The following is a 15,079-nucleotide window of genomic DNA, read 5'->3' on the forward strand; positions in this document are numbered from 1 at the left end:
GTCCTCTCCTACCGCCTGCACCACGCTGTAACCCGCTACAAGGAGAATTTGGACGTGGCTGACGATCACATTTCACACATCCGCTCTGGCTTGACCAGTCAGTTGCCGGACCGCGATCCGGAAGAAACCGCCGAGTGGATCGAGTCCTTCGACGATCTGGTCGCCAGTCAGGGCACCGAGCGGGCGCAGTTCATCGTCCGCTCCTTGTTGCAGCGCGCGGGCGCCAAGAGTGTCGGCGTCCCCATGGTGACGACCACCGACTACGTGAACACCATCCCGGTGGACCAGGAGCCGGAGTTCCCCGGCGACGAGGAGGTCGAGCGCCGCTACCGCGCCTGGATGCGGTGGAACGCCGCCGTCATGGTGCACCGCGGCCAGCACCCCGACATCGGCGTCGGCGGGCACATCTCCACCTTCGCCGGCGCCGCCACCCTCTACGAGGTGGGCTTCAACCACTTCTTCCGGGCGAAGGACCACCCGGGCGGCGGCGACCAGATCTTCTTCCAGGGCCACGCCTCCCCCGGCATGTACGCCCGCGCCTTCCTCGAGGGACGCCTGAGCGAAGAAGACCTCGACGGGTTCCGCCAGGAGAAGTCGAAGGGCGAGAACGGCATCCCCTCCTATCCGCATCCGCGGAACATGCCCGAGTTCTGGGAGTTCCCCACGGTGTCGATGGGCATCGGCCCGGCCAATGCGATCTACCAGGCGCAGACGAACCGGTACCTGCACAACCGCGGCATCAAGGACACGTCCGACCAGCACGTGTGGGCATTCCTCGGCGACGGCGAGATGGACGAGCCCGAGTCGCGCGGCTTCCTGCAGCTGGCCGCCAACGAGAAGCTCGACAACCTGACGTTCGTCATCAACTGCAACCTGCAGCGCCTCGACGGCCCGGTCCGCGGCAACGGCAAGATCATGCAGGAGCTGGAGGCCTTCTTCCGCGGCGCCGGCTGGAACGTCATCAAGGTCGTCTGGGGCCGCGAGTGGGACGACCTGCTCGAGAAGGACCAGACGGGCGCACTGGTCGACATCATGAACCAGACCCCGGATGGCGACTACCAGACGTACAAGGCCGAGTCGGGCGCCTTCGTGCGGGAGCACTTCTTCGGGAAGTCACCCGAGACGAAGGAGCTCGTCGCCGACATGAGCGACGACGAGATCTGGAACCTCAAGCGCGGCGGGCACGACTACCACAAGGTCTACGCCGCCTACAAGGCCGCCATGGAGTTCAAGGGCAAGCCGACGGTCATCCTCGCGAAGACGGTCAAGGGCTACGGCCTGGGCCCGCACTTCGAGGCGCGGAACGCGACGCACCAGATGAAGAAGCTGACGCAGGACGACCTGAAGGCCTTCCGCGACCACCTGCGGATCCCGATCACCGACGAGCAGATCGAGGCCGACCCGTACCGCCCGCCGTACTTCCATCCGGGGCCCGACGCCCCGGAGATCCAGTACATGCTGGACCGCCGGAAGAAGCTCGGCGGCTCGCTGCCCGAGCGGCGGACCAAGCACACCGAGCTGGCCCTTCCGGACGACAAGACGTACGCGATCGCCAAGCGCGGCTCCGGCAAGCAGCAGGCCGCCACCACCATGGCCTTCGTGCGCCTGCTGAAGGACCTGATGCGGGACAAGGAGTTCGGCAATCGGATCGTGCCGATCGTCCCGGATGAGGCCCGCACGTTCGGCATGGACTCGTTCTTCCCGACGGCGAAGATCTACAACCCCAAGGGCCAGAACTACCTCTCCGTGGACCGGGACCTGGTCCTGGCCTACAAGGAGTCCCCGGCGGGCCAGATCCTGCACCCGGGCATCAACGAGGCCGGCGCCGTGGCAGCCCTCACGGCGACCGGCACCGCGTACGCCACGCACGGCGAGCCGCTGATCCCGGTCTACGTCTTCTACTCGATGTTCGGGTTCCAGCGGACCGGCGACTCCTTCTGGGCCGCCGCCGACCAGATGACCCGCGGCTTCGTCATCGGCGCGACCGCCGGCCGGACCACGCTCACCGGCGAGGGCCTGCAGCACGCCGACGGCCACTCGCCGATCCTCGCCGCCACCAACCCGGCCGTGGTCACGTACGACCCGGCCTACGGCTACGAGATCGGGCACATCATGCGGGCCGGCCTGGAGCGCATGTACGGCGGGAACCACCCGGACCCCAACGTCATGTACTACCTGACCGTCTACAACGAGCCGATCTCCCAGCCGGCCGAGCCGGAGGAACTCGACGTCGACGGCCTGCTCAAGGGCATCTACCTCGCCGCCCCGGCGAAGGTCGACGGCCCCCGCACGCAGCTGCTCGCCTCCGGCGTCGCCCTGCCCTGGGCCATCGAGGCCCAGCAGATCCTCGCCGAGGAGTGGGGCGTCTCCGCCGACGTCTGGTCCGTGACCAGCTGGACGGAGCTGCGCCGCGACGCCATCGAGGCCGAGGAGGAGGCGTTCCTCAACCCGGGCAGCGAAGCGCGCACGCCTTTCGTCACGGAGCAGCTGGCCGGGGCGACCGGTCCGGTGGTCGCCGTCAGCGACTACATGAAGGCCGTGCCGGATCAGATCCGCCAGTACGTGCCGAACGAGTGGGCGACGCTGGGGGCCGACGGCTTCGGCTTCTCGGACACCCGTGCCGCTGCGCGCCGGTTCTTCAAGATCGACGCGCACAGCGTCGTGGTCCGGGCCCTGCAGATGCTCGCCCGGCGTGGCGAGGTGCCCGCCGAGGCTCCCGCCCAGGCCTTCGAGCGCTACCGGCTCGACGACGTCAACGCCGGCACCAGCGGCAACGCCGGCGGCGACAGCTGACCGCCCACGCATGACGGAAAGGACGGCTCCCGGGAATCCCGGGGGCCGTCCTTTGTATGAAGTCGACAAAACGGTACCCACCGGTAAGGTGCCTCACGATCACCAGCCGAGTAGTGTTGCGCCCATGACTGACACGGCCCCGGCGCACGATCCGAGTCCGCTGCTCTCCAAGCAGCCGCCCGGTGGCTCGGAGACCCTGGCCCGCCTGAAGTCGCATCAGGGAGTCCTCTACACCGCGGCTCTGAAGCACCTGGAGCAGTCCCTCCCCTGGTACCGTGCGCTCAATCCGGATGAGCGCGCCGCGCTCGGTCTGGTCGCCCAGAAGGGCATCGCCTCCTTCGTCGGCTGGTACGAGCGCCCGACCAGCCCGCAATGGGTCCTCAACGACGTCTTCGGCGCGGCGCCGACGGAACTCACTCGCTCCATCAGCCTCCAGCGGGCGCTCCAGCTCATCCGGACGATCGTCGAGGTGGTCGAGAACCGGGTGCCGGAGCTCGCCGCCGAGTCCGAGCAGATCCAGCTGCGCGAAGCCGTCCTTCGGTACTCGCGCGAGGTCGCCTTCGCCGCCGCAGACGTCTACGCCCGCGCCGCGGAGTCCCGCGGTGCCTGGGACAGCCGGCTCGAGGCGCTCGTCGTGGACGCCGTGCTGCGCGGCGAGGACACGGACTCCCTCCGCTCCCGGTTCGCGGCCGTGGGCTGGAAGTCCCAGTCCGGCATCCACGTCATGGCGGGCCGGGCCCCCGACGTCGCGAGCGCCCACTTCGTGGCCGAGCTGCGCCGTGCCGCCCTGCGCTACGCGCACGACTGCCTCGTCGGCATCCAGGGCGAGCGGCTGATCGTGATGCTCGGCGGCATCCGCGAGAACGGGGCCGCCGGCTTCTCGCGGCTGGCCGAGCTGTTCGGCGACGGGCCGGTCGTCTACGGCCCGCGCGCCGATTCCCTGCGCGCGACGACCGACTCCGCGCAGGCCGCCTTCGCGGGACTGGCCTCCGCGGATGCGTGGACCCAGGCCCCGCGCCCGGCCGCGGCGGACGACCTCTGGCCGGAACGCGTCATCAACGGCGACCCGCTGGCGCGCCGAGCGCTGGTCGAGCACATCTACCGGCCGCTGGAGAAGGCCGGCAACGGCCTGGTGCAGACCCTCACCAGCTACCTCGCGCTGGGCCACTCGCTCGAGGGCACTGCGCGCCAGCTCTTCGTCCATGCGAACACCGTGCGCTACCGCCTCAAGCGCGTCTGCGAGCTCACCGGCTGGGACCCGCTGATCCCCCGGGAGGCGTTCGTCCTGCAGACCGCCCTGGTCGTCGGGCGCCTGGAGGACAGCCCGCCCCTGTGATCCTCTTGTAGGATCCCTACAAGACGCCCCGGTGAGCTTGGTGCACCAGAACACCGGGGCCAGCCCTCGATTATTGGAAAGCTGGAATCGTGCTTGCAATCGTGTGCCCCGGACAGGGCTCCCAGACCCCCGGTTTCCTGACCCCCTGGCTCGAACAGCCCGGCGTCGCGGATCATCTCGCCCAGCTCGCCGAGCTGTCCGGGCGCGATCTGACGCATTTCGGTACCGCCGCCGACGAGGAGACCATCAAGGACACCGCCGTCGCCCAGCCGTTGATCGTCGCGGCGGGCCTGGTCACGGCCCGAGCACTCCTCTCCGACGGTGTCCCCGACGGCGTCGTGGTCGCCGGGCACTCCGTCGGCGAGATCACGGCCTCCGCGATCGCTGGCGCCCTGAGCGAGCGGGACGCAATGGTCTTCGTCCGCGAGCGCGCCAACGCCATGGCGGAGGCCGCTGCGGCGACTCCCACCGGCATGGCGGCCGTGCTCGGGGGGGACCCCGAGGAGGTCCGCGACGCCATCGAGGCCGCCGGACTCACCCCGGCGAACGCCAACGGAGGCGGCCAGACCGTCGCGGCGGGGACGCTCGAGGAGATCGAGGCCTTCGCCGCCGCTCCCCCCGCCAAGGCGCGGGTCGTCCCGTTGAAGGTGGCCGGCGCCTTCCACACCCGGCACATGGCCCCGGCCGTCTCGGTCCTCGAGCAGCTCGCGCCGCAGCTCTCCCCCGCCGACCCACGGCTGAGCCTCCTCAGCAACTACGACGGCGGCGTGGTCGTCGACGGCCGGGCGAACCTGTCCAGCCTGGTCGCGCAGGTCTCCCGGCCGGTCCGCTGGGACCTGTGCATGGAGCGCTTCGCCGAGCTCGGCGTGACGGGCCTGCTCGAGCTCGCCCCTGCCGGAACCCTCGTCGGCCTCGCCAAGCGCGGTCTCAAGGGCGTCGCCACGCTCGCCCTGAAGAGCCCGGAAGACCTCGACTCGGCCCGCGCGTTCGTCGCCGAGCACACCGCGTAAGGAGCACCATGACCACCGAACTCAAGCTCGCGCCGACCAACGCCGGCAGCCGCTTCCTCGGCCTCGGCGCGTACCGCGGCGACGTCGTGGTGACCAACGAGGACGTCTGCCAGTGGATCGACTCCTCCGACGAGTGGATCCGCCAGCGCACCGGCATCGTCACCCGCCGCCGGGCCTCCGAGGATGTCTCGCTCCTGGACATGGCGGAGGCCGCGGGCCGCGAGGCCCTCGAGGCCGCCGGGATCGACGGGTCACAGCTCGGCGCCGTGATCGTCTCCACCGTCACCTTCCCGTACGCGACCCCCTCGGCCGCGGCCGCGCTGGCGGATCGACTGGGCGCGACCCCGGCCCCGGCCTTCGATATCTCGGCCGCGTGCGCGGGCTACTGCTACGGCGTCGCGCAGGCGGACGCCCTGGTGCGCTCCGGTGCGGCGGACTACGTCCTCGTCGTCGGCGCGGAGAAGCTCTCCGACGTGATCGACAACCATGAGCGGACGATCTCCTTCCTGCTCGGCGACGGCGCCGGCGCGGTTGTGATCGGCGCTTCGGAGACCCCCGGCATCGCGCCGTCGGTCTGGGGATCGGACGGCTCCAAGTGGTCCACGATCGGCATGACCCACTCGATGCTCGACCTGCGCGAGATCGCCCTGGCGGCGGAGGCGGATCCCGAGGGGAACGCGCTGGTCGCCGAGACGGAGGCGAAGCTGTGGCCGACGCTGCGCCAGGACGGTCAGACCGTCTTCCGCTGGGCCGTCTGGGAGATGGCCAAGGTCGCCAAGCAGGCGATGGACGCTGCGGGCGTCGGCCCGGAGGACCTCGCCGCGTTCGTGCCGCATCAGGCCAACATGCGGATCATCGACGAGATGGTCAAGCAGCTCAAGCTTCCCGAGACGGTCGCTGTCGGCCGTGACATCGCGGACATGGGCAACACCTCCGCTGCGTCGATCCCCCTGGCCATGCACCGGCTCCTGCAGGAGGACCCCGGGCTGTCCGGCGGGCTCGCCCTGGAGATCGGTTTCGGCGCCGGACTGGTGTTCGGCGCCCAGGTCGTCGTTCTGCCCTAGGCTTGCCTAGGACGAACGTTCCAATGGTTACCCGCCCACTGCGGGCGGGACACAACGTCGGGATCACCCGGCACTACGAGAAAGGAAAGCCCTCATGGCGAGCAACGAAGAGATCCTTGCCGGTCTGGCGGAGATTGTTAACGAAGAGACCGGACTGGACACCGACGCCGTTCAGCTGGACAAGTCCTTCACCGATGACCTGGACATCGACTCCATCTCGATGATGACCATCGTGGTCAACGCCGAGGAGAAGTTCGACGTGAAGATTCCGGATGAGGAAGTCAAGAACCTCAAGACGGTCGGCGACGCGGTCAGCTACATCGCGAACGCCCAGGCCTAGGGGCCTGCCAACGCGCCGCCGTCGGGCAGGCGGCGGCGCGTTACCACCCCGGTCCGGGATCCATCCCGGCCGGGCACCTGCCACCCACTACGTAGTCTTCTTCGTGTAAAGAGAGATGTGCTGATGGCCCGCAAAGTCGTAATCACCGGTCTAGGTGCCACAACCCCCATCGGTGGCGACGTGCCCACCCTGTGGGAGAACGCCCTGAAGGGCGTCTCCGGTGCGCACACGCTGACCGACGACTGGGTCGAGGAGTTCAACCTCCCGGTCAGCTTCGCCGCCCGTGTCACCACCCCGCCGAGCGAGACGCTCTCCCGCGTCGAGATGAAGCGGATGGACCCGTCCACGCAGTACGCCGTGGTGGCCGCCCGCGAGGCCTGGAAGGACTCCGGTCTGACGGAGATGGACCAGGACCGCCTCGGCGTCGCCTTCGCCACCGGCATCGGCGGCGTGTGGACGCTCCTCGACGCCTGGGACACCCTCCGCGAGAAGGGTCCGCGCCGCGTCCTGCCGATGACGGTGCCCATGCTCATGCCGAACGGCCCTGCTGCCGCCGTCAGCCTCGATCTGGGCGCCCGCGCCGGCGCCCACACGCCGGTCTCCGCCTGCGCCTCCGGCACCGAGGCGGTGGACGTGGGCCTGGAGATCATCCGCTCCGGCCGTGCCGACGTCGTCGTGGTCGGCGGCGCCGAGGCCGCGATCCACCCGATGCCGCTCGCGGCGTTCGCCTCGATGCAGGCGCTCTCGCGCCGCAACGACGATCCCGAGCACGCGTCCCGCCCGTACGACCTGGACCGCGACGGCTTCGTCATGGGCGAGGGCGCCGGTGCGCTCGTCCTGGAGGCGGAGGAGCATGCACTCGCCCGCGGGGCCCGGATCTACGCGGAGCTCGCTGGAACGGCGGTCACCGCCGACGCCCACCACATCACCGCCCCCGACCCCGAGGGCCTCGGCGCGACCCGCGCGCTGAAGGCCGCGATGTTCGATGGCCTCATCCAGCCGGAGGACGTGGTGCACGTCAATGCGCACGCGACGTCCACCCCGGTCGGCGACAAGCCGGAGTACACGGCTCTGCGGGCCGCCCTCGGCCAGCACGTAGACAATGTGGCCGTCTCCGCCACCAAGTCGCAGATGGGCCACCTCCTCGGAGCCTCCGGAGCGGTGGAGTCCGTCCTGAGCGTCCTGGCGGTCTACCACCGCAAGACACCGGTGACCATCAACCTCGAGAACCAGGACCCGGACATCCCGCTGGACGTGGTCACGGGCACCCCGCGCGAGCTGCCCGGCGGCTCGATCGTGGCCCTGAACAACTCGTTCGGCTTCGGCGGGCACAACGCCGTCGTGGCCATCCGCAGCGTCTAGTCGCTCCACCGCAGCGGACCCGAACGGGGCCGGGCCGGCGCCTTCCCCGCAGGGTTTGGCACCGGCCCGGCCCCGTTCTCTTGTGTACTCCGAGCGCTCTCTCCCCCGGCTCGCCTGCGGCGGCGAGCAGGACCGGCGTCGACGACGAAGGGCGCCGTCCCTGCCGTCGATCGGCCGGGGTGGCGCCCTCGGTGATGCGGCCGGCCCGCGCTGTTGCGGGCCGGCTGCGGGTCTAGGCCAGGAGCGTCGGCTTCATCTGCTGGATGCGGCCGAGCAGCCCGTTGATGAACTCGGGCGACTCGTCGGTGGAGAGCTCCTTCGCCAGCGACATCGCCTCGGCGACGGCGACGCCGTCGGGTACGTCGTCGTTGAAGAGGATCTCCCAGGCGCCGAGGCGCAGCGCGGCGCGGTCCACGGCCGGCATGCGGTCCAGGGTCCAGCCGCGCGCATAGGTGCTGAGGATCTCGTCGATCCGCTCCTGCTGCGACACCACGCCCTCCACGAGGGTCATCGTGTAGGGATTGACGGTCCAGTCCGCGTTGGCCTCTCGGCGCTGCTGCAGGGCGGACAGCGCGGTCACGCCGCGCTGGTCCGCCTCGAAGAGCACCTCGAGCGCCCGGAGCCGGGCCTTGCTGCGGGCACTCACTCGGTGACACGCCCCAGGTAGTCGCCCGTGCGGGTGTCGACCTTCACGCGGGTGTTCTGCTCGACGAACAGCGGCACCTGGATCTCCTTGCCGGTCTCCAGCGTGGCCGGCTTGGTGCCGGCGGAGGAGCGGTCGCCCTGGAGGCCCGGCTCCGTGTAGGTGATCTCCAGGACCACCGACGGCGGCAGTTCCACGTACAGCGGCGAGCCGTCGTGCATCGCGATGACCAGTTCCTGGTTCTCGAGCATGAAACCGGCGGCATCGCCGACGAGCGCGCCCGGAACGGTGATCTGGTCGTAGTCGGACAGGTTCATGAAGACGTAGTCCTCGCCGTCCTGGTACAGGTACTGGTAGTCGCGGCGGTCGACCGTCGCGGTCTCGATCTTGGCGCCGGCGTTGTAGGTCTTGTCGACGACCTTGCCCGACATGATGTTGCGCATCTTGGTGCGCACGAATGCACCACCCTTGCCCGGCTTGACGTGCTGGAATTCGACGATCTGCCACAGCTGGCCGTCGATCTTGATGACGACGCCGTTCTTGATATCGGTGGTATCTGCCACGAACTACTCTTCCTGTATGGGCGCCGGCGCCCGTCTCCGCGCCGATGGCGCGGCCGGGCTCCGGCTCTTGTCAAAGATCCTCAGCAATTTTAGCGTACGAGGTGCTCGTGCCGTTCGACGGCCTGCAGCGAGCGCCTCGCGAGCTCCGTGCGTCGCTCGAGCGCGTTCGCCCTGGTGTGCAGCTCGAGCGCCTTCTCAAAGCGGTGTCGGGCCGCGGTGAGGTCGCCCGCGTTGTAGTAGAGGATCCCGAGGTACTGATGCATCGTGGCCTCGTGGGATGTGCCGGAGAACTCCTCCAGCAGGGCCCGCAGGCGCTTGATGGCGGCCTCGGTGTTGCCCATGGCGCGCTGCAGGTCGGTGTCCAGCAGGCGCATGCGGATGTTCTGCGGCTCGTTCAACCGCACGTCGGCCACCAGCTCGGCGGCCTGCCGGAGCTGGCCACGGGCGATCAGCACGACCACGGCGTCGCACGGGTCGTCCCCCTGGAGGAGTCCTTCCGCCTCCTCCTCATCGACGATCACGGGCAGCAGCGTCTCGGGATCGCGCTTGATCCCCGGCATGCCCGTCTCGATCCAGTGAGTCTCCTGCATCAGTCTGCGATCTCCTGGTATGCGGCGAAGAGTAGGGATGTATCGGGTACATCGAGGATACCCGGCCGGGCCAGCCCGTCGAGGACGACGAACCGCAGCAGGTCGCCTCGTGCCTTCTTGTCCCGCTTCATCCCGTCCAGCAGCGCCGCCCAGCGGTCGCCCCGGTACGTGGTGGGGAGGCCGAGCGACTCCAGGACGGCCCGGTGCCGGTCGGCCAGCGCGTCGTCGATCCGCCCCACGGAGCGCGCCAGCTCCGCGGCGAAGGTCAGTCCGATCGACACGGCGGCCCCATGGCGCATCTGGTACCGCTCCGCCAGCTCGATCGCGTGCGCCAAGGTGTGGCCGTAGTTGAGCATCTCGCGGCGACCCGACTCCTTCAGGTCCTCGGACACGACCTCCGCCTTGACCCGGATGGAGCGTTCGATCACCTCGCGCAGCTCGTCGCTGCCGGGCTCGGAGACCTTCGCGGGGTCGGCCTCGATGATCTCCAGGATCCGCGGGTCGGCGATGAACCCGCATTTCACGGACTCCGCGAGCCCGGTGACCAGTTCGTTGCGCGGCAGGGTCTGCAGGGAGTCCAGGTCGGCCAGCACCGCGGCCGGCGGGTGGAACGCGCCCACCAGGTTCTTCCCCTCGGACGTATTGATGCCCGTCTTCCCGCCGACGGCGGCGTCCACCATGCCCAGGAGCGTCGTCGGGAGGTGGACCACGCGCACGCCGCGCAGCCACGTCGCGGCGACGAAGCCGGCCACGTCGGTCACAGCGCCGCCGCCGACGGCCACGACGGCGTCGGAACGCGTGAAGTCATTCTGGCCCAGGACCTGCCAGCAGAAGGCGGCGACCTGGATGTGCTTGCCCTCCTCGGCGTCCGGGATCTCGGCTGTCAGTGCGGTGAGGCCGGCTGCATCGAGCTCGGCCTTGACGGCGTCGCCGGTGGCGCGCAGGGCGCGGGGGTGGACGACGAGCACCTTGCGGACCCGCTCGCCGAGGATCGCCGGCAGCCAGTCCAGGAGTCCGTTGCCCACGACGACGCTGTAGTTCGCGTCGGGCGTGCTTCCGGTGACCTCGATGGTGGTGGTCATTTCTGCTGTTCCTCCGTGGCTTGAGTGTGGCGCCGGTAGGCGCTGAGAATGCGGGCCGCATTGGTGGCGACCGGCCCGGTGCCGACGTCGACGACGGTCTGGGCCGCCTCCCGGTAGAGGGGTTCGCGCTCGGCCAGGATCTGCGCCCAGCGCTCGAGGGGGCCCGCATCCGGGGCGGGGGGCTCGTCGTCGGGTGCCGGGCGCGGGCCCAGCAGGGGTCGGTGCCGGTCCCGGAGGATGCGCGGCGCGACCGCGTCGCGGCTGATGGTGAGATACGCGGTGAAGACGCCCGAGAGCAGCTCGCGGTTCTCCGGTACGACGACGGCGCCGCCACCCGTGGCGATCACGCCGCCGTGGACGGAGGCGGCCGCGAGCGCCGTGCGGAGCGCCTCGGTCTCCAGGCGACGGAACTCGGCCTCCCCGCGCTCGGCGAAGAGGTCCGCGATGGGCCCGTGCTGGGCCACGACCAGTGCGTCGGTGTCGGCGAAGGGGACGCCGAGCTCGCGCGCCACGGCGCGTCCCAGCGTGGACTTGCCAGAGGCCATGGGCCCGATGAGGCAGATGACGCTGCGGGCATGGCCGTCCCAGGCGTCACGCGGGGTGGCGCAGTGGGAGGTGGCGCAGTGGGAGGCCTCCGCGGGGGACGGCTCCGATGGATCTGGGGTCACGTCGCTGTGGCTCCGGTGCCGGTCAGGCGCGCGGGGTCGCCAGTGCCGCGGGGATGGCGTCCAGGTAGGCGTCCAGGTTGCGTCGGGTCTCGGCGACGGAGTCGCCGCCGAACTTCTCGAGGATGCCCTGGGCGATCACGAGCGCGACCATGGCCTCGGCCACCACGCCGGCGGCCGGGACCGCGCAGACATCGGAGCGCTGGTGGTGCGCCTTGGCGTCCTCGCCGCTGGCGACGTCCACCGTCCGAAGGGCGCGGGGCACGGTGGCGATGGGCTTCATCGCGGCCCGCACCCTGAGCGGCGTGCCGATGCTCATGCCGCCCTCGACGCCGCCGGCACGGTTGGTGGTGCGGATGATCCGTCCCTCCTCGTCGCGCAGGATCTCGTCGTGGGCCTGGGAGCCGCGCCGGGCCGCCGTCAGGAAGCCGTCGCCGACCTCGACGCCCTTGATGGCCTGGATGCCCATGAGCGCCGCCGCGAGTCGGGCATCGAGGCGCCGGTCCCAGTGCACGTAGGACCCCACGCCCGGCGGAAGGTTGTAGGCGACGACCTCGACGACGCCGCCGAGGGTCTCGCCCTCCTTATGCGCCGCGTCGACCTCGGCGACCATCGCCTCCGAGGTCTCGCGGTCGAAGCACCGCAGTGGGTCGCTGTCCAGGGCCACGACGTCCTGCGGTCGAGGCACGGCGGTCCCCTGGGGGACGGCGACCGTGCCGACGGCCACGGTGTGGCTGACGAGTCGGATGTCCAGGTGCTGCAGGAACTTCGCGGCAGCGGTCCCGAGGGCGACGCGGGCGGCGGTCTCGCGGGCGCTGGCCCGCTCGAGGACCGGCCGCGCGTCGTCGAAGCCGTACTTCTGCATCCCGGCGAAGTCAGCGTGCCCCGGCCGGGGGCGGGTGAGCGGTGCGTTGCGCGCGAGCCCGTCGAGCACGTCCTGGTCGACGGGATCGGCGTTCATGACCTTCTCCCACTTGGGCCACTCGGTGTTCCCTACCTGGATCGCGACCGGACCGCCCTGGGTGGCGCCGTGGCGCACCCCGCCCACGAAAGTGACCTCGTCCTGCTCGAACTTCATCCGCGCGCCCCGTCCGTAGCCGAGACGCCGGCGGGCGAGCGCGGACTGGACCTCCTCGGTGGTCAGCGACACCCCGGCGGGCAGTCCTTCCAGAATTCCGACGAGGGACGGGCCATGGGATTCGCCCGCAGTCAACCAACGCAACATGGACTCAATACTGCCACGCTTCGGGATCAACCCCGACGACGCGGGGTGCCCACTGCGTCACACATCACGTTTGTGACGACCTCGCGCGCCGACGGGTCCGAGAGCAGATCCACGCGGGCGAATCGCAGCGCCTGCTCGACGGCCTGGTGCACCAGCATGTCCAGCCCGTCGACGGCCCGGCCGCCGGCGTCCTCCCAGGCGTCGGCGAGCCGACTCGGCCAGGGGTCGTAGGCGACGTCGAGCAGAGGCGCACCGGGGCGGGGCGCGGTCGCGAGCAGCACGTCGACCAGAGGGTCCGCCGCCCGCGGCGGCAGGGTGGAGATCACGACGTCGTACTCCCCCAGCGCTGCGCCGGCAGCAGGGGCGTCGACCGCACGGACAGCGAGGCCGAGTTCCTCGGCGAGGGCCACCGTGCCGGAGGCCCGCCCGGCGTTCCGGACGACCAGATCGACGTGCGCGATGCCCAGGAGCGCGGCTGCCTCGACCGCAGCTGCCGCGGTACCGCCGGCACCGAGGATCGCCAGTCGCCCTCCGGCGAACGAGTCGCCGGACCGAGGCCTGCCGGCCTCGAGCGCCCGGACGATGCCGTCGACGTCGGTGTTCTCGCCCAGCAGCCGGACGGAGCCGCCGGAGTCGTCGACGACGACCGTGTTCAGGACGCCGAGGCGGCGGACGCGGTCGGAGGCCTCGTCCATGAACGGCACCATGGCGGCCTTCATCGGCATGGTGCAGGAGAGGCCGCGCCACCCCGGCTCGGTGCGCAGGCGTTCGACCAGGGCGGCGGCGTCCTCGGGGTCGGCCTCCAGCGCACCGTAGTCGATGGGCGCGCCCAGCGCGGTGTAGGCGGCGGCGTGGAGCCGCGGGGACTTCGAGTGGCCGATCGGGTTGCCGATCACGGCGGCGCGCGCCGCCGGCCGGGACGTCTCTCCGCTCATCGCCCGCAGATCTCCGGGTTGGCGTCGCAGTAGTCCCGGTACTCCTGCTGGTTCCGCTGGTGCTCCTCGTAGGTGGTCGCGAACTTGGTCTCGCCGGTCTCGATGTTGACGGTCACCCAGTAGTAGTAGTCGTTCTCGTCCGGGTTCACGGCCGCTTCGATCGCCCGGTCGCCCGGCGAGCCGATGGGGGTCGGCGGCAGCCCGAGGTGCTGGTAGGTGTTGTACGGGTTGGAGGCGTCGGCCTTCTCCTCCGCCGAGAACTCCAGCGAGTAGCGGTCCAGGCCGTAGACCACGGCCGAGTCCACCTGCAGCAGACCCTTGGTCTCCGTGTTGGAGGGGTTGAGACGATTCTCGATCGCACCGGCCACGGTCTTGTAGTCGTCGGGCCGCGACTCGGCCTGGAGGATGCTCGCGATCTTCAGGGCCCGATAGCCCTGCTCGGGATCGCCGGCCCCGAACTCGGCGAGCTTCTCGGTGGTCGCGTCGACGAACTGCTGGAGCACCTCCTTCGGCTCGGTGCCGACGGGGAACCGGTACTCCCCCGGGTGGATGAAGCCCTCGAGATTCGTGTACGAGTCGGGCAGGCCGAACGCCGCCGGCTGGTTCGCCAGCTCGGCGAGCTCGTCCACCGAGGAACCGGTCCCCTCGCTGATGGCCTCCAGCGCGGCCTTGAGACGCATGTTCTGCCGGATCGCGACGTAGTGGACGGGAGCGTCCGCGCTGCCGACGAGCGCCTCGACGGCCCGTGCGGCGGGGATGCGCTGCTGCATCGGGAACTCGCCGGGGTGGATCTCCTTGTCCTCCGCGTCCGATTCGGAGAGCGCCTCGAGGAAGGCCTCGTCCGAGGCCACGATGCCCTGCTGCACCAGTTCGCTGGCCACGCGGTTGGCGCCCCAGCCTGCTTCGACGACGAAGGTCACCTCGCCCTCCCCCGGCCCCTCGAAGTCCTCTGGCTCGAGGTTGAAGAGGGAATTGAGGAAGAGCGCCCCGACGGTCAGGAGCACGACGAAGACCCCGAAGACGGAGAGCATGACCGCATTGCGGCGCCGGCGCCGGCGTCGGCGTGCCTGCAACGAGGCCTCCAGCTGCTCGTCGCGGGGCGGGATGACGACCTCTTCGAAGGTCCTGACGCGCGGCTCCGTGCGGGCGGCATGCGCCCCGGCCACTGCCGCTGCGGAGGTCCGGGACTCCTCCTCCGGGGCGACGGGCTCCGTCGCGGGGACATCCGCGGGAGGCAAGACGGGCGCGACGGCCGCCGCCGGGGCCGGGGCCGGGGCGGCGCCCCGGCGGATGGCGGCGCGCGACGGGTCCGGCAGCCGCGGGCCGCCGGCATCATGCAGGTCGAGCGGGGCCGACGGCTCTCTACGGCGCCGGCCCGAGGCCAGATGTCGGTACGGCGCCCCGGCGGCGTCGTCGTCGAGGAGATCCTCATCTGCGGCGCCCCGGGTGTCGTGTGTGTCGTTCACCTGCG

General features: G+C 70.5%; 14 protein-coding genes. 6 read left to right on the forward strand and 8 right to left on the reverse strand.

The features are described 5' to 3' along the window. Positions 1-54 precede the first annotated feature (54 nt). The 6 genes from aceE (at position 55) to fabF (ending at position 7,905) form a co-directional block, all read left to right on the forward strand. A complete protein-coding gene (gene aceE / locus ABD784_RS02265; RefSeq protein ID WP_344879341.1) occupies positions 55-2,793 on the forward strand; it encodes a pyruvate dehydrogenase (acetyl-transferring), homodimeric type in 2,739 nt (912 codons plus the stop codon). 124 nt (positions 2,794-2,917) lie between these two features. Then, positions 2,918-4,129: a PucR family transcriptional regulator gene (locus ABD784_RS02270; RefSeq protein WP_344879345.1), complete on the forward strand. Its 1,212-nt coding sequence runs from the start codon at positions 2,918-2,920 to the stop codon at positions 4,127-4,129. An 89-nt stretch (positions 4,130-4,218) separates the two neighbouring features. Beyond that, positions 4,219-5,139, forward strand: a complete 921-nt coding sequence (locus ABD784_RS02275; RefSeq protein WP_344879347.1) for an ACP S-malonyltransferase — start codon at positions 4,219-4,221, stop codon at positions 5,137-5,139. An 8-nt stretch (positions 5,140-5,147) separates the two neighbouring features. Then, entirely contained in the window at positions 5,148-6,203 is a 1,056-nt protein-coding gene (locus ABD784_RS02280; RefSeq protein ID WP_344879350.1) for a beta-ketoacyl-ACP synthase III, read from the forward strand. 94 nt (positions 6,204-6,297) lie between these two features. Then, positions 6,298-6,543, forward strand: coding sequence for an acyl carrier protein (locus ABD784_RS02285; protein WP_309079818.1), 246 nt, complete (start codon positions 6,298-6,300; stop codon positions 6,541-6,543). A gap of 123 nt (positions 6,544-6,666) precedes the next feature. After that, positions 6,667-7,905: a beta-ketoacyl-ACP synthase II gene (gene fabF, locus ABD784_RS02290; RefSeq protein WP_344879353.1), complete on the forward strand. Its 1,239-nt coding sequence runs from the start codon at positions 6,667-6,669 to the stop codon at positions 7,903-7,905. Between the two features lie 232 nt (positions 7,906-8,137). Here fabF and nusB read toward each other — a convergent pair whose 3' ends face one another. The 8 genes from nusB to mltG form a co-directional block, all read right to left on the reverse strand. Further along, entirely contained in the window at positions 8,138-8,551 is a 414-nt protein-coding gene (gene nusB / locus ABD784_RS02295) for a transcription antitermination factor NusB (protein WP_344879356.1), read from the reverse strand. Further along, the gene (gene efp / locus ABD784_RS02300; RefSeq protein WP_309079821.1) at positions 8,548-9,111 is read right to left on the reverse strand and encodes an elongation factor P; all 564 of its coding nucleotides are present in this window, start codon (positions 9,109-9,111) and stop codon (positions 8,548-8,550) included. Before efp ends, nusB begins: the two co-directional genes overlap by 4 nt. Positions 9,112-9,200: 89 nt before the next feature. After that, positions 9,201-9,701 (reverse strand): tetratricopeptide repeat protein, encoded by a 501-nt coding sequence (locus tag ABD784_RS02305; RefSeq protein WP_344879359.1) that lies wholly within the window; start codon positions 9,699-9,701, stop codon positions 9,201-9,203. Next, complete coding sequence (gene aroB / locus ABD784_RS02310; RefSeq protein WP_344879362.1) at positions 9,701-10,783, reverse strand: 3-dehydroquinate synthase; 1,083 nt, start codon at positions 10,781-10,783, stop codon at positions 9,701-9,703. The genes ABD784_RS02305 and aroB overlap by 1 nt, the downstream gene beginning before the upstream one ends. Next, positions 10,780-11,451 carry a shikimate kinase gene (locus tag ABD784_RS02315; protein ID WP_344879365.1) on the reverse strand — a complete coding sequence of 224 codons (672 nt, stop codon included), beginning with the start codon at positions 11,449-11,451 and terminating at the stop codon, positions 10,780-10,782. The genes aroB and ABD784_RS02315 overlap by 4 nt, the downstream gene beginning before the upstream one ends. A gap of 22 nt (positions 11,452-11,473) precedes the next feature. Then, positions 11,474-12,673 carry a chorismate synthase gene (gene aroC, locus ABD784_RS02320; RefSeq protein WP_344879368.1) on the reverse strand — a complete coding sequence of 400 codons (1,200 nt, stop codon included), beginning with the start codon at positions 12,671-12,673 and terminating at the stop codon, positions 11,474-11,476. A gap of 26 nt (positions 12,674-12,699) precedes the next feature. Further along, positions 12,700-13,608 carry a shikimate dehydrogenase family protein gene (locus ABD784_RS02325; RefSeq protein ID WP_344879371.1) on the reverse strand — a complete coding sequence of 303 codons (909 nt, stop codon included), beginning with the start codon at positions 13,606-13,608 and terminating at the stop codon, positions 12,700-12,702. Beyond that, entirely contained in the window at positions 13,605-15,074 is a 1,470-nt protein-coding gene (gene mltG / locus ABD784_RS02330) for an endolytic transglycosylase MltG (RefSeq protein WP_344879374.1), read from the reverse strand. The genes ABD784_RS02325 and mltG overlap by 4 nt, the downstream gene beginning before the upstream one ends. Positions 15,075-15,079: the final 5 nt, after the last annotated feature.

The sequence above is a fragment of the Zhihengliuella alba genome (assembly GCF_039538765.1).
Classification (GTDB): domain Bacteria; phylum Actinomycetota; class Actinomycetes; order Actinomycetales; family Micrococcaceae; genus Zhihengliuella; species Zhihengliuella alba.